A 17,784-nucleotide genomic window follows, 5' to 3' on the forward strand; every position below is an offset into this window, starting at 1 on the left:
CAAGGACTACCCGCAATGACCGTCGAAACTGTCCTTTCCAACGCCCGCATCGTTCTTGCCGACGAGATCGTCGAGGGTTCACTGGTGCTGCGCGACGGCTTTATCGCCGGCATCGATGCTGGCACTGGCCGCATCGGCGAGGACATGGGCGGCGACTATATCATTCCCGGGCTGGTCGAACTCCACACCGATCATCTCGAAGGCCATTACGCGCCGCGGCCGAAAGTGCGCTGGAACCCGATCGCCGCGGTGCTTGCCCATGACGCGCAGGTCGCGACCGCCGGCATCACCACCGTGCTCGACGCGCTCCGCGTCGGCATGGACGAAGACGCCGACCTGACATTGGACGACATCCGCAAGCTGGCCGATGCGATCGAGGACAGCGTTGCGCAGGACCGTCTGCGGGCCGATCATTTCCTGCATCTTCGCTGCGAGGTTTCAGCGCCGGATTGCCTCAAGGCATTCGCCAATTTCGACGGCGACGAGCGGGTCAGGCTGGCATCGCTGATGGACCATGCGCCGGGCCAGCGCCAGTTCGTCAATCTGGAAACCTATGCCTACTACTACCAGCGCAAGCTGAAACTCTCGGATCGCGACTTCCAGAAATTCTGCGAGAAGCGGATGGACGAATCGGCACGCAACTCCGGACCGAACCGCGTCTTCATCGCCGCCGCCTGCCAGGAGCGCGGCATCGTGCTCGCCAGCCACGACGACGCCACGTCGGCCCATGTCGACGAGGCCATCGAGCAGGGCGTGCGGGTGGCCGAGTTCCCGACCACCGAGGAAGCGGCGCGGGCCTCGAAGGCCGCCGGGCTCGGCGTGCTGATGGGCGCGCCCAATGTCATGCGCGGCGCCTCGCATTCGGGCAATGTCTCGGCCCGCACCTTGGCCAGCGACGGCCTGCTCGACATCCTGTCCTCCGATTACATCCCCTTCAGCCTGATCCAGTCGGCCTTCTTCCTCGGTGACATGGTCGAAGGCATTTCGCTGCCGCAGGCCGTCGCCATGGTTTCGAAGAACCCGGCGCAGGCCGTCGGCCTTGACGACCGCGGTGTCATCGAGCAGGGACGCCGCGCCGATCTGGTGCGCGTGCGCGTCGACGATCACGTTCCGGTCGTACGCACCGTATGGCGGCAGGGACGCCGGGTGGCATGATGGTGTCGGCCTTGATCGAGCGCGAACTGTCCGCCGAAACCTTTCCGATCCGTCACGGCGTCTTTGTCGCTGTCGTGGGCCCGAGCGGTGCCGGCAAGGACACGGTGATCGGTTATGCCAAGGCGCTTTTCGCCGACGAGACGCAGTTGGAGTTCGTGCGCCGCGTCATCACCAGGCCGAGCGACGCGGCGAGTGAGGATCACGACACGCTGGCCGACGCCGCCTTCGCCGAGGCCGATGCCGACGGCGCCTTCGCCATCTCCTGGGAAGCGCATGGCCTGCGCTATGGCCTGCCTGCCGATGTCGACTGGTCCGTCTCCAATGGCCACGTCGCCGTGGCCAACGTGTCGCGCGCGATCATCCCCACCTTGCGCGAACGCTATGCCAATCTGGCAATCGTCGAGATCACCGCTTCGCCCGAGGTGCTGGCGGAACGGCTGGCGATGCGCGGCCGCGAGTCGCGCGGCGAAGTGCTGGCGCGGCTGGCGCGCAGCGCCAATGTGACCTTGTCCGGTCCGGGCGTCACATCGATCGACAATAGCGGCCCGCGCGAGGTGGCCGGCGAGCGCTTCGCCGAGCTGCTGCGCAAGGCGATGGCCTTTTCCGACATGTCGGGCCTGATCTAGAGCCGGGCCCGCTTCACCCGTTTGCTTGCGCTGCCGCCGGAACGCTTGGGGATGCTGGCCGCCTAGGGTGATTCTGGATTACGATCCGGAATTCGCCCCGGGAATCAGGGTCGAGCCAGACAGGAAGCCTTGATGCAGACATTGACACCCGTCCTCTCGACAATCACGGCGGCATTTCTCGCCTCCCTGGTCGAAGTTGTCGAAGCCTTCACCATCGTGCTTGCGGTCGGGGTGACACGCAGCTGGCGTCCGGCACTGGCGGGCGCCGCGCTGGCGCTGGCGCTGCTGGCGGCCCTCGTGCTGGCGTTCGGGCCGCTGCTGGCGCTGGTACCGGTCACGACGCTGCAGTTCGCTGTCGGGGTGCTGCTGATCCTGTTCGGCATGCGCTGGCTGCGAAAGGCCATCCTGCGCAGCGTCGGCGTCATCGCCCTGCATGACGAGGAGGCGGCCTTCGCCAAGGAAACCGCGGCGCTGCACCGGCAGGCCGACGACCGGCGCGCCGACTACCTCGCCGGACTGGCCTCCTTCAAGGCGGTGCTGCTCGAGGGCGTCGAGGTGGTGTTCATCGTCATCGCCGTCGGCGCCGCGCATGGACAGACATTTTACGCCAGCATGGGCGCGCTGGCCGCTTTCATCCTGGTGATGCTTGTCGGTCTGGCGGTTCACCGGCCGCTGGCGCGCGTGCCCGAGAATGCGCTGAAATTCGTGGTCGGCCTGATGCTGACCAGCTTTGGCATCTTCTGGACCGGCGAGGGGATCGGCGCCGACTGGCCGGGCGCCGATCTTGCCCTGCTCGCCATCTTCGCCATCGTCGCTCTGGCGTCCTTCGCCATGGTGCGTTGGTTGCGCGGCACCCGTCCGACAGCAGCCGGAGGGCTCGCCCGATGAACGTCCTTCGTCTCGTCGCCAGGGAATTCTTCGGCATGTTCGTCGATGACGGCAATCTGGCGCTGCTGGCGCTGGTCCTGGTGGCCGCCGTTACCGCGGGGGTGAAGCTGCTCGCACTGCCACCGCTGCTTGGCGGTGGGCTGCTGCTGGTCGGCTGCCTTGCCATCCTTTTGCAAAGCGTTAGCCGCGCCGCGCGCGAGGGCAGCAGGTAGTTAAGTCAAGGCCGCATGGACGGGATGACCCGGCGGTGGCCATGAAGGCACGCCAGCCCCTCGGCTCCCCGCAGCGCGGATATGCTACTTCTTCCACAGGGACAAGCACCACGCTGGCAGGCGGTTATTCCGCAGCGGCGCCGACCGCGCCCTTGCGGGCGGCATCGACCATCCGCCGCCGCGCCCGGAACACGCCCCATTGCTGGTCGACCAGCACGCCGATGAGGATGACGCCACCCATCACCGCGAAGTTGAGCGAGGAGGGAATGCCGAGCAGGTTGACCAGGTTCTGCAATTCCTGCAGCAGCACCGTGCCGAGGATGACGCCGATCAGCGAGCCCTCGCCGCCGCGCAGCGAGAAGCCGCCGAGCACGGCGGCCGCAATGGCGTAGAGCTCATAGAACTGGCCGTGGCTGGCCGGCGAGATCGAGCGCGTATACATGGCGAAATAAATCGCCGACAGCGCGGTGAGCACGCCGCAGATGACGTAAGCCGCCATGACGACGCGCCCGGTGCGAATGCCGGAATATTTCGCCGCCTCCTCGTTCTTGCCGATGGCGTAGAGATAGCGCCCGAACACCGAGCGGTGCAGCACCACCCACATGACGATGGCGATGACGATCAGCGCGAAGAAGGAGTTCGGCACGCCATACGAGCGGCCGGCGGTCAGGAATTCGAGCGTTGGGAAATTCTGGCCGAAGGCGAAGCCCGCCGTGCCGTCGGCGGTGTAGAAGCGCGCGACGCCGCGATAGATCAACAGGCCGCACAAGGTGACGACGAAGGGCTGCAGCTTGAGCCGCGTGATCAGCCAGCCATGCGCCAGCCCGATGATGGCGCCGAGCACCAGGATCAGCACGAAGGCGATCGGCCATCCCATGCCGCGTACGGCGATGAAGTCGATGAACAGCGTCCCGAGCAACGCGACGACGGAGCCAACGGACAGCTCGATGCCGCCGGTGATGATGACGAAGGCCTGCCCTATCGATAGGATACCAAACAGACCGATGAGGTTCGAGGTGTTGGCGAGATTGATCGGCAGGAGGAAGCGCGGATTGATGATGGCAACGATCGCTCCGACCACCAGGATCAGGATCAGCAGCCCAAGATCTTTCTTTGTCATCGTCGTCTCCGCTTAGCTAAAGCGCGTCGCGCGCTTCAGCTCTTTGTTTATGCATGCCGTTGCCGCAAAACCGAGGGTCACTTTTGCGCGGCATGCATTAGTTTGCCGGCTTGCCCACCGCCAGCAGCAGCACGTTTTCCTGGCTGAACTGATCCTTGTCGAGAATGCCCGAGATCTGGCCCTCATGCATGACGGCAATGCGATCGGAGACGCCGATCACCTCTTCCATGTCGCTGGAGATCATCAGCACGGCGACGCCGGCGTCCGCCAGCGCCCGCATCAGCCCGTAAATCTCCGCCTTGGCGCCGATGTCGATGCCGCGCGTCGGCTCGTCGAGGATCATCACCTTCGGGTTTATGGCGAGCCATTTGCCGAGCACGACTTTTTGCTGGTTGCCGCCCGACAGCGTACCGGTGCGCGTCTGCACCGAAGGCGCCTTGATGCCGAGATTCTTCTTTTGCTTCTCGGCGGTAGCGACTTCCGCGCTGTTGGAGACCAGCGAGCGCCTGGCATGCGCCGGCAAATTGGGGAGTGAAATATTCTGGGCGATCGACAGGTCGAGCAGGATGCCGGTCAGCTTGCGGTCTTCCGGCACGAGGAAAATGCCTTGCGCGACGGCATCGGCGGCACTCGCCAGCGCCAGCGGCTTGCCGTTGAGTTCCAGCGTGCCGCCAAGGCTGGCTTCGATGCCGAAGAACACCCGCGCCAGTTCGGTGCGGCCGGAGCCGACGAGGCCGGCAAGGCCGAGGATTTCGCCGCGCCTGACGTCGAGATCGACCGGCCGGCTGGGATAGGTGGGGGTGCGGATGGCCTTGGCCGAGAGCGCCACGGCGCCCGGCGCCCGCCCCGCTTCGGAGGCCTTTTCACGTTCCTTCAGCATGCGGCCGATCATCAGCTTGACCATCTGGTCGTGGTTGATGTCGCGCTTGCCTAGCGTGCCGGCCAGCATGCCGTCGCGCAGCACGACGACCCGGTCGGCGACGCGCTCGATCTCGTGCAGGCGGTGCGAAATGAAGATGACGCTGATGCCGTCGGCCTTCAGCGCCTTGATGACGTCGAGCAGCTTGTCGGTTTCGGCGAGCGGCAGGCTCGATGTCGGCTCGTCGAGGATGACCAGCCTGGCCTTGATCGACAGCGCCTTGGCGATCTCGACCATCTGCTGCTGCGCCAGCGACAGGTCCGCGACCTGTGTGTCGGCTGAGAAATTGGCGCCGACGCGCTTCAGCAGCGGCGCCACCATTTCGCGCAGTTTCGCGCGGTCGACCAGCCTCAGCGGCCCGGCGCGCAGCGGTTCGCGGCCGAAGAAGATGTTGGCGGCGACATCGAGGTTTTCGAACAGGTTGAGTTCCTGGTGGACGAAGGCGATGCCGGAACCAAGGCTGCCTTCGACCGTCAGGTCCTTATGGGCGGTGCCGTCGACGGTGATGGTGCCGGTATCCGGCGTGGTGACGCCGCCGAGGATCTTCATCAGCGTCGACTTGCCCGCGCCGTTCTCGCCGACCAGGCCGATGACCTCGCCCGGCCTGACCTCCATGGAAAACCCGTCGAGCGCCACGACGCCCGGATAGGTCTTGCGCACGTTCTCCAGGCTGAGGAACGGAGTGGTCGCCGCGATGGATGTGTCGGAATAATTCATCATGCCTGACAGCAGCCGGTGGGCCAAAACGGCCCGATCTGCAGACTGACGATCCCGGCAGGGTTCGTCAATGCGAACAGCCGGCTCAAGCGAGTTGAGCCGGCTGAACCGGGTGTAGTCTTAGTTTCCAGACATCGCCTTGAGATTGGCGGCATAGGCGTCGACGTCATCCTTGCCGATGATCTTGGTCGGGATGATGATCAGGCCGTTGGCCGGGATGCCCGATTTGTCGCCCTTGAGATAGGCGGCCATCAGCTTCATGCCCTGATAGGCCCATTCGAAGGGCTGCTGCACGACGGTGGCGGCAATGGTTCCTTCCTTGACGCCGCCCAGCGTGATCGGATCGTCATCGAAGCCGACGACGGTGATCGAGCCGAGCTTGCCGGCATCGCGCAGCGCCTCATAGATGCGTGGCGTGTTGTAGGAGTAGAAGCCGACCATGCAGGTGACGTCGGGGCTGGCGACAAGCGCGTCCTCGACATTCTTCTTGGCGCGCGCCTGGTCGATGTCGTCGCCGCGCACGTCGACGAGCTCGATCTTGGTGCCGGCGAGGCCATCCTTCATGCCCTGGATGCGCTCCTTGGCATTGTCGGCGCCGAGCAGGCCGACGAAGCCAAGGCATTTGCCGCCGTTCGGCATCGCCTTCTTGGCGATTTCAGCCGCCTGCTTGCCGGCGTCGACGTTGGACGAGCCGATATAGGCGACGCGCTTGGTCTGCGGAGCATCGCTGTCGGTGGTGAACAGCGCCGTTTGCGAAGCGATCTTGTTCAGGCCATCGGTCGAGGTCTTGGGATCCACGGCCGAGACCATGATGCCCTTGACGCCGGCGGTCACCAGATCGTCCATCAGCCGCTGCTGGATGGCGACCGAGGATTGTTCGGGATATTTGAGTTCGAGCGTGTAGTCGGGCAGTTCGCCCTGCGCCTTCTTGACGCCGGCTTCGGCCGCTTTCCAGAAATCGGAAGCGCCGTTGACGACGAAGGCCAGCGTCGGCTTGTCGTCGGCGCGCGCGATAGCCGTCGCCGTCAGGCCGACAGCCAGGACCGCGGCGGCCACGGATGCATTGCGTATCAAGGATTTCATGTTCAACCTCCCGTTTTGGTCAGTCGTAGGACTGACCGGACTAGCTCACTGGAATGTCTTGCTCACTGGATTGTCTTGCACACTGGAATTGCCGTTTGCGGCTTGGACGCCCCTCCTCCCCAAGGGTTCCCGGCACTGAGAAGACTGGCGTCGTTCCCAGCCACGGCCACGGACTTTAGACAACCATTCTTCATTCGTAAATAGTCCGATTTGTCTGACATATCAAATATGCGAGACAAAGTTGGCGGGGGCAAATACCGCTCGCCATCGGGCCATTCACAGACGCTCCCACCACACCTGGACCCGACCGGGCCGGATGCGATGGATTGACGGTACAGCGCATTCTTGTATTAGTAAACACTATTAGCAAGGACCGATTTGCCGACGTGTCGATCCCTTGGCCGCACGAGGCCGAAGCCGCACGATCTTGGGATTTTGCGACGCTTGAGCTTGCAGAGGGGATGAGGTCGCGAGGATGATAATAGTTATTAGTTCGGTCGATGTCCCCTTGGACTGGAGGCATCGCCTCATCTTGTCGGCCCGGCGGGCCGCGGCTAGACAGGCTGGAGATTTGGGGGCGGCATGAGCGAGACGATGGGCCGGGCCATTGGGAAGCGCCGCAAGGCGGCGGCAAAGCCCAAGGGCCGCGTCACCATGACCGACATTGCGCGCGCCGCCGGCTGCTCGCAGGCGACGGTCTCCTTCGTGCTCAACAATTCGCCGGGCATTCGCCTGTCGCAGCAGACCCGGGAGCGGGTGATCGAGGCGGCGCGGGCGCTCGGCTACAGCGCCCCCGCCTTTTCGGCGCTGAAGCAGCCGGTTGCAGCTTTCGAGGGCGCCGCCTTTGATGGACCCGCCTTTGATGGGCTCGACGGCGTGATCGGCTTTGCCGTCGACCAGCTCGCCACCAGCCCGGAGGCGGTCGTGGCCATCGAGGGCGCGCGGCAGGCCTCGTGGAATGCCGGCAACGTGCTTTTGGTGGCGCAGACCATGGGCGACGCCGTGATGGAGCCGCGCGCCATACAGGCGCTGACCAGGCGGGGCATTTCGGCGCTGATCTACATGACCATCTTCACCCGCGAGATCACGGCGCCGGACTTCCTCTATGGCCTCGACATCCCGGTCATCCTGCTCAACTGCTACACGTCGGACTATGCCTTCCCCGCCGTGGTGCCCTCCGAGATCGCCGGCGGCCAGAGCTCGACGCGGCACCTGATCGGTCACGGCCACCGCCGCATCGCCACCATCACGGGCGAACCCTGGATGCAGGCCGCGCAGGACCGGCTGAAAGGTTACCGCCGCGCGCTCGCCACCGCCGACATCCCGTTCGACCCCGAACTGGTGGTCGAGGGCGACTGGTCGGCCAGCGCCGGTTACGCCGCGACGGTGAAGCTCTTGGCCCTGAAGGACCGCCCGACCGCCATCTTCTGTCAGAACGACCGCACCGCGATCGGCTGCTACGAAGCGCTGAAGGAAGCCGGCCTGCACATTCCCGCCGACATTTCGGTCGTCGGCTACGACGACGAGGAAATCGCCCGGCATTTGTTCCCGCCGCTGACCACCTCGATCCTGCCGCATATGGCGATGGGCCAATGGGCGATCGAGCAGCTGGAAGCGCCGGCGCAGGTGGGCAGGGGGCGCTATCCCATCACCAAGCTGGAGTGCCCGCTGGTGGAGCGGGAGAGCGTGGCGACGTTCAAGGGCGCCGCATAAACGCCGGCCTTTTCTCCGTCCCACCGTGCTCCCCGCGCCTTGGCTTCATCCTGATTGCAGTCTAGCCTGCGCCCACAGCCAGGAGAGGGGCATATGACGTCGAGTTTCACCGTTCATGACGCATCCGGCTATGAGCAGCTCATGGGCCGCTGGAGCCGAAAGCTCGCGCCCAAATTCATCGATTTCGCCGGGCTCGCCCCCGGCGAACAGATCCTCGACGTCGGCTGCGGCACCGGCAGCCTGACCTTCGAGCTGGCGAAATCCGCCGGGCTCGCGGCGATCACGGCAATCGACTTTTCGCCTGTTTTCGTCGAGGCGGCAAAGCGGCGCAACACCGATCCGCGCATCGAGATCAAGCAGGCGGACGCCACCGCCTTGCCGTTCGCCGACAATGCGTTCGACCGCGCGCTGGCGCTGCTGGTGCTTCACTTCGTGCCGGAAGCCGGCAAGGCGGTTGCCGAGATGCGCCGGGTAACGCGGCCGGGCGGCGTGGTCGCGGCCGTGGTGTGGGACCATCTCGGCGGCATGGCGGGCATGCGCATGATGATCGACACGGTGGCCGCGCTCAGCGAAGGCGGCCGCCAGATGCGCAGCCGCTATTGCTTCCAGCCGATGATGCAGCCCGGTGAAATGAAACGGACCTTCGTGGAGCAGGGGCTGGCCGAAATGACCGAAACCGAGCTGATGATCCGCATGGATTACCAGGACTTCGCCGACTATTGGGCGCCGATATCGGCCGGCGAGGGCTCACTCGGCAAATACATGACCACGCTGGAGCCGGCCGAGCGGGTGCGCACCGAGGCTGCCGTACGCGATGCCTATCAGGCCGGGCGACCGGACGGGCCGAGGTCGTTCGCCAATGTCGCCTGGGCGTGCAGGGGCGTGGTGCCCTGACCGCCCATGCGGCGAAGCGCCTATAAAAACTGCGGTCAGGCCTGCCGAGCGACCAGATCGACATAGCGCTGCAGGTAGAGCGGCCAGCCCTGATCGCCGGCGACGGCATCGCGGACGCCTTCCCAGCCCTGGCCATGGCGCTCCAGGTTGCGATGCTCGATCTCGACGCGAGTGCGCTCAGCCGTTTCGGCTGTGAACCGCACCTCCCACTCGCTAGTCTTGGCCGGGTCGGTCTCGATGCGCCATTGCGGGCTGATGTCCCAGCTCAGGAGCACGCGGTTGGGCGGCTCGTAAGCCAGCACGCGCGCCCAGCGGCACTCGCTGCCGTCGACGCCGCGGTCATAGACGTGGCCGCCGACCCGAGGCTCGAACACCGTCTCGGCGATTTGGGCTGTAAGCAGATTGTGCTCTGGCGGTTTGAAACGGCCGAAATCCTCGGTGAAAACCTTGAAGGCGCGCGCGATCGGCGCCTCGACCACCACAGATTGTTTTACGGAGGCGATGGGGACTTGCGTGTTCATGGTCACTCCTCTGGTGGGGTCTCGACGGCCAGCTTGTAGGCCGCGAGCGTCTTGCTCCAGAACCGGTCGAGCCAGGCGCGCATCTGGCCAAGCCCGTGCGGATCGATGTGGTAGACGTTGCTGGCGCCCTTCGGCTCCGCGCGCACCAGCCGCGAATCCCGAAGCACCTTGAGATGCTGCGACACCGCGGACTGCGACACGCTGACCTGCCGCGTAACCTCCGCCACCGTGCGCGGCCGCTCCGCGATCAGCTCGAAAATCTGCCTTCGGGTCGGATCACCCAGGGCGGCAAGCTGTGCGCTATCAACAGTCATGACTTATGATTAGCGCAGACTGATGATTGAGTCAATGTCTGGCGGGCCCAGTGTGGCGGCGAGGAGATTTCTGCCGAGAGAGATCACGGGTCAGTCCGGGTGGAAGGAATTACGAAGGTCGAAATCCACCCGGGCATAAGGCTGGCCGCGCGGCTATCCCTTGCGTTCTTCAAGGCTGTTGCCGCCGTCGACCACCAGCAAGGCGCCGTTGATATAGCTGGCGCTCTCGGAGGCCAGGAACACGACCGCCGCCGCGACCTCATCGGGCCGGCCGGCGCGGCCCGGCGGCGCATGCAGGGCCGCTACCCGCTCCGCCTCGCTCGACGCGCCTGTCTCGATCCAGCCAGGCGCCACGGCATTGGCGGTGACGCCATGGCGCGCCACTTCCAGCGCCAATGTACGGGTCAGGCCGACCATCCCGGCCTTCGCCGCGGAATAGGCGGCGGTGCCCTGGTAGGAGACCAGCGGCCCGGTCACCGATGCGACATTGACGATGCGGCCATACCCCGCTTCGACCATCGCCGGCAGAAACGCCCTGGTGACGAGAAACGCGGTCTTCAGGCTGGTCTCGATGCCCTGGTCCCACTCGGCCTCGCTCATCGTCAGGAAGGTCCTGTCGACGGATGGCGAGGCCAGCGATCCCATGCCGGCATTGTTGACCAGGATATCGACAGCGCCGACCTCGGCCCGCAGCCGCTCCACCTCCGCGGCAATGGTGAGATCGGCGACCGCGGCCGTGGCATCGATGCCCTCGCCGCGAAGCTCGCCAGCGCGCTCCATCACCCGCGCGCTGGCGCCGGTCAGGAAAACCGCATGCCCGGCCCGGCCAAACCGGCGCGCAATGGCAAAGCCGATACCGTCAAGAGCGCCGGCGCCGGTAATCAGGACGCGCCTGGTTTTGGGGGTGGTTGTGGCCAAGTGAGGCTCCAAAGCCCGTTCGGGCCAAAGGTTACCGAAGTCTCCGGTATAAACCGTAACCCATGTGTCCGGGCCGTACACGAAAATCGTGGCGCACCGCGCCGAGCGATGATGACAACTACATCTCCTCCATAGCCCTCTAAAGCACTCCTTTTGGGAACCCTTCACGGGAAAAGTCTGGTATGAGAGGAAGGCGTCTCCCTCCGCGACCGAGCCACGGTCTGGGCCGCCTCCGTTCTGCAGCAAGGCCTCGCATACTTTCAAACTTGATAGGCGGCCTGCCCCTGGTGGCACTTGCTTGATCGGACACATCAGACTACGGAACATATACAGAACTAACACGGGGCAAACCCCGCATTGATACGGGGCTAATTCCATACTAATATGGTCCAATGCGCTATACCCAAAGCCAGATTCGTGAATTGCTATCCATTTCGGTGGATGCCTTTCGCACGTGGCGGGACGCAATTCCCGCACTGGCCCTACATAAAGGGCATGCCCCCAGCTTCACCCCGGGGGACGTTGTCGCCATGGCGATCGTCGCCGAACTCGTCAGGGATTTCGGTGTGCGCGTAGGGACGGTCGGCGACCGTTTTGATGAGTTGTTCAAGGAGTGCAGAGGGAGATCCTGGCTCTCGCTTGAAAATTGCGTCGCCTTGATCGACGCCGAGAGTTTTCGCTTGGTCGACGTAAACTTGGCTGGCCAGCGCTCTCCGGATGCTCCCACCCTCTACATTCCGTGCGCGCCGATCATTGCACGACTGCGCTCGGTACTCACGGCAACCGAAGTCGACCAAGTTCAGGGCCATCTTCAGTTCCCTCCAACCTCCGTGGCCATGCGGCCGGAACGGCGTGGGACGCGAGCATGACCACCTTAGCAACCACACTGGCGCCGGAGTGGAAGGATCGGCTGGGCCTCACGCATCGGCGCGCGCCTGAACTCTACGAGTCAGCTGAAGCCGTCAACGACGTACCCCATGCACCCGCCATTCGGGCCGCTCTCAGTGAGATGGGCGTGTCCGCTATCTTCTGTGTTCAAGGCGTCCCAACTGTCGCGATCCTTGAGGCCGATCACTACGACCGTGCCGCGGTAATCGACCTTCACGGCGCATTATGGAATCAAGGGCTAGCTAGCCTGCTGTTGGTCATTGCCGAAGATACGCTCAGAGCATTCTCGCTCGCTCGTACTCCGCTTAGCGACCCTGGCAACGCCTTCGAGACCCGCTGCCTCATTGAAAGTCTGAGTCTGACGGCCGAGGCGTTAAAATTCCAGAATCTCATCTACGGCGCGGAATCCGGCCGTCTCTGGAAGGACTACGGCGAATACTTCCCACCCAAGGAGCGTATCGATCAGGTTCTTCTTGATAATCTGAATGCATCTCACAGCCTCTTGCAGGCTGCGGAACTCGCCCCGGACGCGGCGCAGGCATTGCTCATCCAAGCGATGTTTATCGCATATCTTGAAGACCGTGAGATCGTAACTCCCGCCTATTTCGGGGCGGTGTCCGAAAAAAGTGCCGAGAGCTTCTCAGCCCTATTGGAAACGGGCGACGTTGATCTTTTCCGGGCTCTATTTCGAACCCTTCATGCCGATTTCAATGGCGACCTGTTCGTAGCACCTTGCTCTTTCGAGCCGAAAGGAGAGGTGCCAGAGGTTTCGCCTGCGCATCTTGCAGTCCTGGCCCGGTTCCGATCAGGGCGCGAGGAGATGGCACATTCGGGCCAGCAGCGCTTTTGGGGCTATGACTTCCGCTACATCCCAATCGAGCTGGTCAGCGCCGTCTATGATCGCTTTCTCGGTGAGCGTGAGGCCGAAAGGCGGGCGAATGGTGCTTACTACACCCCCATGTTCCTCGCCGACACGGTTGTTTCCCAAGCTTGGGAAATGCTGCCGGACGCGTTTCGGACAGCCGGGAGCTTTCTCGATCCTGCCTGTGGCTCGGGCGTCTTTCTCGTTCGCTCGTTCCAACGGCTGTGTGAGCATTGGCGCGCCAAGCACAAGACGCAGACGATCTCCTGGAAGACCTTGCTATCGCTGCTGAGCCAAATTCACGGCTGGGATCTCAATGGTGGCGCCGTTCGCGTGGCCGTTTTCTCGCTCTATGTCGCTTTGCTCGAAGAGGTGTCGCCGCGCGACATCCGCAAGCTCATCACCCGGGGAAAACTTCTTCCGGAACTTTGGGGTAAAACCCTTGTCTGCCGCGATTTTTTCGAAGTGCCCCCGGAGAGTACGCAGTACGAGGTCATTATCGGCAACCCGCCTTGGACTAGCCGCCGCGGTCCCGCGCGTTCGTCTGTGCAGTGGAGCAAAAAGACCGGCCATCCTATGCCGGGAGGCGAGGATGCCTGGGCATTCACCTGGAAAGCCCTCTCACATCTCGCCGATGGAGGACTGATCGCGTTTCTGTTGCCAGCGATAGGATTTTTGCACAACCACGCCCAGAATACCGTTGAAGCACGTGACGCGTTCTTCCGAAAATCCCGGGTCCGCCGTGTCATTAACTTCGCTGACCTTCGTTTTCAGCTTTTTGAGAAGGCTCATCGCCCCACCGCTTTGATCATCTATGGCAGCGCCAAGGCGGACGGTTTCCCATATCGGTTCGACTACTGGGCGCCGAAGGCCGATCTCAATCTCCGCATTAAGCGGGTCATCACGCTGAGCAGCGCCGACAAGGCCGCACTCGGGGTTGGCACGGTTCTGGATAATCCGCTGATCTTCAAACAGCGGCTCTGGATGCGTGAGCCAGATGCCAAGCTCTTTGGTTACCTCGGACGGCTCCCCAAACTAGGGGCCTTCGTCAACGATTACGGTAGCCTGAGCCGGCGCCGCGAAGAGCCAGGCGATCGATGGGTGATCGGGCAAGGCTATCAACCATTCAATGAGGACAGCGAGAGCGACGCGCCTCCTCTCGTGAGCGACTATGTCGGGCGTCTGCCCGACCTGCCGATTACAGCATATACGCGCTTGACTCAGGCGGCGGGGGGCTTGCAATCCGCCGCCTCATCGACAGTTCGTCGCCGCGGATTCGAAGCGGGCTTCAATGGTACGCGCATCCTTATCCCTCGCGGGGTGGAGACGTCGCAAAATCGCCTCAGAGCCGCCTACTGCGATGAACCGCTCACCTTTCAGGATATCTTGCAGGCAATCGTGGTGCCGGCTGGCCAGAGCGAGCGTGCAAAGGTTCTGACTGCAATCCTCAATAGCCGCATCGCGGTCTGGTACGCCTTTCACGGCACCGCTTCATTCGGGTCCGACCGTCCAGAGGTCAAGCAAGCCGACCTCCTGCGGTTGCCGTTCCCGTCACCTGCCGATGTCCCTGATGAAGATGCGGCCGCGCAGGCAGCTCTTGAGCTGATTGCGATTGTGGACGATGCACGCCAACGCTCCAACGAGCCCTTCTCGATGCAGGTCGACGAGAGCGAGATCCTTCGGAAGATCGACCGCCTCGCATACCAGTATTTTTGTCTGTCTCCCGATGAAGTCGCATTGATCGACGATACCGTCGAAGCGGTGCTGCCTGCGCTTCAACCTCATGAAGGCCACTTCCCCAAACTTTGGGGAGCGCCGAACGAAGCACAACGGTCGCAGTATGCGCGTACACTGGCGGCCAGCCTTGCGGACTGGTTCAGAGGCAAGAAGATCGATGCTCGGCTCGTCGCGCGCGGCGCCGACGTGGCGATACTTCGTCTGCATCTAGGTGGGCATGAAGACTATGCCGAGGATGCGACCGGCGAGCTTAGTGAGGTTCTCGGGCAACTGGCAGCGCATATCCACAGGCCGCTCGACGGCAATTTCCAGCTTATGCCGGATCTCAGAGTTTTCGTTGGCGACAGCCTGTACCTCATCAAGCCGATGCAGATGCGCTTCTGGCTGCGCTCCACGGCGCTCGCAGACGCCGATGGAATAGCGCTCGATCTCCAGCAAGCCGCCTCTGTACGGCATCGGCGGAGTGCTGATTGATGCTGATTGGCGATGTGGAGGGGTGGGTCGATAGCTTCGTTTCCTTTGATGATCGCTTCCTCGAGAGGATCGCCGTAGCTTTGCCTGCTTGTATGGCCGTTCTCCCGGAACAGCCCGGCGAAGATGACATCACCATCAACCTCGTCGATCGCCTGGCAATGGACGTCGTCGTGCGTAGGTTGTGCCATTGGGTCGAATACCAGTTCGAACCGTTTGGCCTTGCTCCTGACGGGTCAAAATACAGCAAAGGCATCATCGACATAGCCGTGCTGTTCGACTGGGAGCGGGAACGCTACCTGGCCTACGAGTGCAAGCGGCTTAACGTGATCCACGCTGGAAATCGTAGCTCCCTGGCGACCGCATACGTCACACAAGGCATGATGCGCTTCCTCACGGAGCAATATGCGGAAAATCTGCCCGTCGGCTGCATGCTTGGCTATGTGCTCGATGGGGACGTGAGCTTCGCCCAAGCGCGGCTTGCCGGCGCTATCGGTGGCCATACTCCTCTCGCACTCATTGACGGGCCTGCGCCGCTGACGGCAGTCGAAGCCATCGAACGCTTTCGCACGCGGCATGTCCGCCCAGCCGGCTCAGAAATCGAGCTTCGGCATGCATTGTTTTCGAGATCACCCGTGATCGAGCCAGTCGCTTAACAAACCGGTCGTTGGTGAGGACGCAGGCATAAAATCACGATGGATCAGGAAAACGATTTTCTCGCCTCGAAATATGTCGAGTACCGCAAGGCTTTCAACGAAACCAAGGCATTTACACCCTTCATGCCCTATGGTTGGTTCAAGCCGCCCCAAACAATCCGGCTGGATACGGAGTTCGGCCTCCAACAAATGGCTTATCGCGATCTCGCGGATGATGCTGCACGCGACCTCGCAAACGGGATCAATCACCTGATCGGCCTCACCATGCGCCTGGAAGCATGGGGCAACGTCATCGAAGGGCTTGATGTCCAGCAGACAAACCAATTGCTGCATGAGTTCGTGCAGGATCTGGCTTCAACGGCGCTACTCAGCCCATACACTCTCAAGGCCAGATTCTACTTTGCGATCGCGCATCTTTCCCATCAAGCGAACTGTGTTTCCCAAGGAAATGAATGGACGGATGACCTTGCAGCTCTTCCGGAGGATTGGGGCATCAAGGAAGAGGTGGCGGTCAGGACTGCAAAACCTTGGCGCTCCTGGAGGAAGCTGAACAGGGCACTCAACACCGTCGACATGGGCGACTACAAGACAGCCACGGATGATTTCCGGAGCAAGCACACCCACAGATTCACGCCACGGGTCGAGCTTGGACTATCCCAATCGATCAAGCGTCTTTGGCAAAAAGACGGAAACGCGCCGTCTTATGGAATCGGCGGCACGCCGCCACTCAAGCTGGACGCGGTTGTTCGAGAATTGAGAGCCCAATGCCTCCGCTTGTCAGCATGTTACGCAGAGTTTCAGAAGCTTGTCGCGGAGCAGAGCAAAGCATTGTTCGCGAATATCTACGGCCCGCGAGAGTGAAAATGCGTACAGGTTTCGTTCGGTGATATACTGGAGAGGAAGTTCGGCACGCTGTTTTTCAAGATCACCGATGATCGGATCAGACGCCTGATGAACCGCGCGCCGCGCGAGGACAAGCCCTTGGATAACAACCAAATTATCGAGAATGCGATCAGTAGACTCGCAAATACCATGAGAATTTACGGTGAAGCGTATATGCGCTTCGGTGCTCTGCTCAAGCTTGATCCCGAAGAAGCGATTGACAATATCGATCGATCTTTTGAAATGGTTCTTGAGAATTTTCATACACTCTATGATGTATCGAAGCATTTCTTTCCATACTTCGACCATGGAGACACGGCACTGGTGATTGCAGTGCGAAACGCGATCCATCACCGTGATCACCCGCTCTTTCGAAGCCTTCACCGGCGCCTGCATCTCGATAGGGGCGGAGTGGAACACTGGCTCGGCGCGTCCTTTTTGCTCGCAAGCCACCCAACACTTCACGGTGCTCCGATTTTGATGTCCCACCATGTGAGATTGGACGACCTAGACGCGCGTCTCGATCCTTCAACCGCATCGCCATATCTCGATACCTTTGTGAGTGGCGCGAAAGCCGCCACGCGATTTTCGTTGATCGATTCGCAGTTGGGACTTCCAGCGATCCGTAAATTTCGTTCTCAGCACCGATACCCTGACGACCAGACGTATCTCGATCTCGTGCCGATTTGCATCTCGGCTATCTGCAAGGTCTTCAAGGCAATGAACGCCGGGGGGATCGGTTTCAAAGATTCCGACGCTGGTACTTACCTAGTTCCCTTTACCACGGAAATTGCGATCGATCTTTCCCGTCAAGATTTGAAGAAATTGCGCTTGCGCGGATGGGGGCCGCTAGACCTCATCCCCGCTTCCATCGAAGACAATCTTTGAGCACACCGTCTTGTAAAGGGAAAGTCAAGCGCGTGATCAGCAGATGGAGATTTGGGCAAATATGAGCGACGACCATGGAGTTGCCGCGTAGTGGGGCATATTAAGCGTGGTGATGAAGGCTGTGACGATTCGAATTTTTCACCGCAAAACGCCGCCGATTCTACGCTTTTTCACACATACACTGTCTCCTGCTCTTGTCAGGGGCGCGGTCTCGGCGGCTAAAGCGCACTGTGGAGGGAAATCGGTGCCCTTCCCGAGAGATGGGTGACAGTTCATTCCGGATAGATGGGTTACACTTTCGGCCCTTTGCAAGGAGAGCA

At 62.1% G+C, this 17,784-nt stretch carries 17 protein-coding genes; 11 read left to right on the forward strand and 6 right to left on the reverse strand.

Going from position 1 to position 17,784, the window contains the following annotated elements:
* Positions 1 to 15 precede the first annotated feature (15 nt).
* The 4 genes from FJ434_RS28460 (at position 16) to FJ434_RS28475 (ending at position 2,881) form a co-directional block, all read left to right on the forward strand.
* On the forward strand, positions 16 to 1,155 hold the full coding sequence (locus FJ434_RS28460) for an alpha-D-ribose 1-methylphosphonate 5-triphosphate diphosphatase (RefSeq protein ID WP_140509577.1): 1,140 nt from the start codon (positions 16 to 18) through the stop codon (positions 1,153 to 1,155).
* Positions 1,152 to 1,781 (forward strand): phosphonate metabolism protein/1,5-bisphosphokinase (PRPP-forming) PhnN, encoded by a 630-nt coding sequence (gene phnN, locus FJ434_RS28465; protein WP_181166159.1) that lies wholly within the window; start codon positions 1,152 to 1,154, stop codon positions 1,779 to 1,781. The genes FJ434_RS28460 and phnN overlap by 4 nt, the downstream gene beginning before the upstream one ends.
* A 132-nt stretch (positions 1,782 to 1,913) precedes the next feature.
* Positions 1,914 to 2,669 (forward strand): COG4280 domain-containing protein, encoded by a 756-nt coding sequence (locus FJ434_RS28470; RefSeq protein WP_140752804.1) that lies wholly within the window; start codon positions 1,914 to 1,916, stop codon positions 2,667 to 2,669.
* A complete protein-coding gene (locus tag FJ434_RS28475) occupies positions 2,666 to 2,881 on the forward strand; it encodes a hypothetical protein (RefSeq protein WP_140752806.1) in 216 nt (71 codons plus the stop codon). The genes FJ434_RS28470 and FJ434_RS28475 overlap by 4 nt, the downstream gene beginning before the upstream one ends.
* Positions 2,882 to 3,005: 124 nt before the next feature.
* Here FJ434_RS28475 and FJ434_RS28480 read toward each other — a convergent pair whose 3' ends face one another.
* The 3 genes from FJ434_RS28480 to FJ434_RS28490 form a co-directional block, all read right to left on the reverse strand.
* Positions 3,006 to 4,001: an ABC transporter permease gene (locus FJ434_RS28480; protein WP_140509571.1), complete on the reverse strand. Its 996-nt coding sequence runs from the start codon at positions 3,999 to 4,001 to the stop codon at positions 3,006 to 3,008.
* 97 nt (positions 4,002 to 4,098) lie between these two features.
* Positions 4,099 to 5,637 carry a sugar ABC transporter ATP-binding protein gene (locus tag FJ434_RS28485; RefSeq protein WP_140752822.1) on the reverse strand — a complete coding sequence of 513 codons (1,539 nt, stop codon included), beginning with the start codon at positions 5,635 to 5,637 and terminating at the stop codon, positions 4,099 to 4,101.
* Between the two features lie 120 nt (positions 5,638 to 5,757).
* Positions 5,758 to 6,720, reverse strand: a complete 963-nt coding sequence (locus tag FJ434_RS28490) for a sugar-binding protein (protein WP_140752808.1) — start codon at positions 6,718 to 6,720, stop codon at positions 5,758 to 5,760.
* A 654-nt stretch (positions 6,721 to 7,374) separates the two neighbouring features.
* On the opposite strand from FJ434_RS28490, the gene FJ434_RS28495 reads away from it, so the two are divergent.
* Positions 7,375 to 8,433 (forward strand): LacI family DNA-binding transcriptional regulator, encoded by a 1,059-nt coding sequence (locus FJ434_RS28495; RefSeq protein WP_140752824.1) that lies wholly within the window; start codon positions 7,375 to 7,377, stop codon positions 8,431 to 8,433.
* A 93-nt stretch (positions 8,434 to 8,526) separates the two neighbouring features.
* Positions 8,527 to 9,327, forward strand: a complete 801-nt coding sequence (locus FJ434_RS28500; RefSeq protein WP_140509568.1) for a class I SAM-dependent methyltransferase — start codon at positions 8,527 to 8,529, stop codon at positions 9,325 to 9,327.
* A 35-nt stretch (positions 9,328 to 9,362) separates the two neighbouring features.
* Here the strand turns inward: FJ434_RS28500 and FJ434_RS28505 are convergent, their stop codons facing one another.
* From FJ434_RS28505 to FJ434_RS28515, 3 genes are all read right to left on the reverse strand, one after another.
* Positions 9,363 to 9,848 carry an SRPBCC family protein gene (locus tag FJ434_RS28505; RefSeq protein ID WP_140752810.1) on the reverse strand — a complete coding sequence of 162 codons (486 nt, stop codon included), beginning with the start codon at positions 9,846 to 9,848 and terminating at the stop codon, positions 9,363 to 9,365.
* A 2-nt stretch (positions 9,849 to 9,850) separates the two neighbouring features.
* The gene (locus FJ434_RS28510; RefSeq protein WP_140509564.1) at positions 9,851 to 10,162 is read right to left on the reverse strand and encodes a metalloregulator ArsR/SmtB family transcription factor; all 312 of its coding nucleotides are present in this window, start codon (positions 10,160 to 10,162) and stop codon (positions 9,851 to 9,853) included.
* 153 nt (positions 10,163 to 10,315) lie between these two features.
* Entirely contained in the window at positions 10,316 to 11,080 is a 765-nt protein-coding gene (locus FJ434_RS28515) for an SDR family NAD(P)-dependent oxidoreductase (RefSeq protein ID WP_140752812.1), read from the reverse strand.
* A 392-nt stretch (positions 11,081 to 11,472) separates the two neighbouring features.
* Here FJ434_RS28515 and FJ434_RS28520 point away from each other — a divergent pair, with 392 nt between their 5' ends.
* The 5 genes from FJ434_RS28520 (at position 11,473) to FJ434_RS28540 (ending at position 17,464) form a co-directional block, all read left to right on the forward strand.
* The gene (locus FJ434_RS28520) at positions 11,473 to 11,949 is read left to right on the forward strand and encodes a hypothetical protein (RefSeq protein ID WP_140752814.1); all 477 of its coding nucleotides are present in this window, start codon (positions 11,473 to 11,475) and stop codon (positions 11,947 to 11,949) included.
* Positions 11,946 to 15,041 carry an N-6 DNA methylase gene (locus FJ434_RS28525; protein WP_140752816.1) on the forward strand — a complete coding sequence of 1,032 codons (3,096 nt, stop codon included), beginning with the start codon at positions 11,946 to 11,948 and terminating at the stop codon, positions 15,039 to 15,041. Before FJ434_RS28520 ends, FJ434_RS28525 begins: the two co-directional genes overlap by 4 nt.
* The gene (locus FJ434_RS28530) at positions 15,041 to 15,694 is read left to right on the forward strand and encodes a hypothetical protein (protein ID WP_140752818.1); all 654 of its coding nucleotides are present in this window, start codon (positions 15,041 to 15,043) and stop codon (positions 15,692 to 15,694) included. The genes FJ434_RS28525 and FJ434_RS28530 overlap by 1 nt, the downstream gene beginning before the upstream one ends.
* Positions 15,695 to 15,733: 39 nt before the next feature.
* Entirely contained in the window at positions 15,734 to 16,555 is an 822-nt protein-coding gene (locus tag FJ434_RS28535; protein WP_140752820.1) for a hypothetical protein, read from the forward strand.
* Between the two features lie 90 nt (positions 16,556 to 16,645).
* The gene (locus FJ434_RS28540; protein WP_246678423.1) at positions 16,646 to 17,464 is read left to right on the forward strand and encodes a hypothetical protein; all 819 of its coding nucleotides are present in this window, start codon (positions 16,646 to 16,648) and stop codon (positions 17,462 to 17,464) included.
* Positions 17,465 to 17,784 lie beyond the last annotated feature (320 nt).

Origin of the sequence: Mesorhizobium sp. B2-5-13, assembly GCF_006440535.1 — a bacterium.
GTDB lineage: Bacteria > Pseudomonadota > Alphaproteobacteria > Rhizobiales > Rhizobiaceae > Mesorhizobium > Mesorhizobium salmacidum.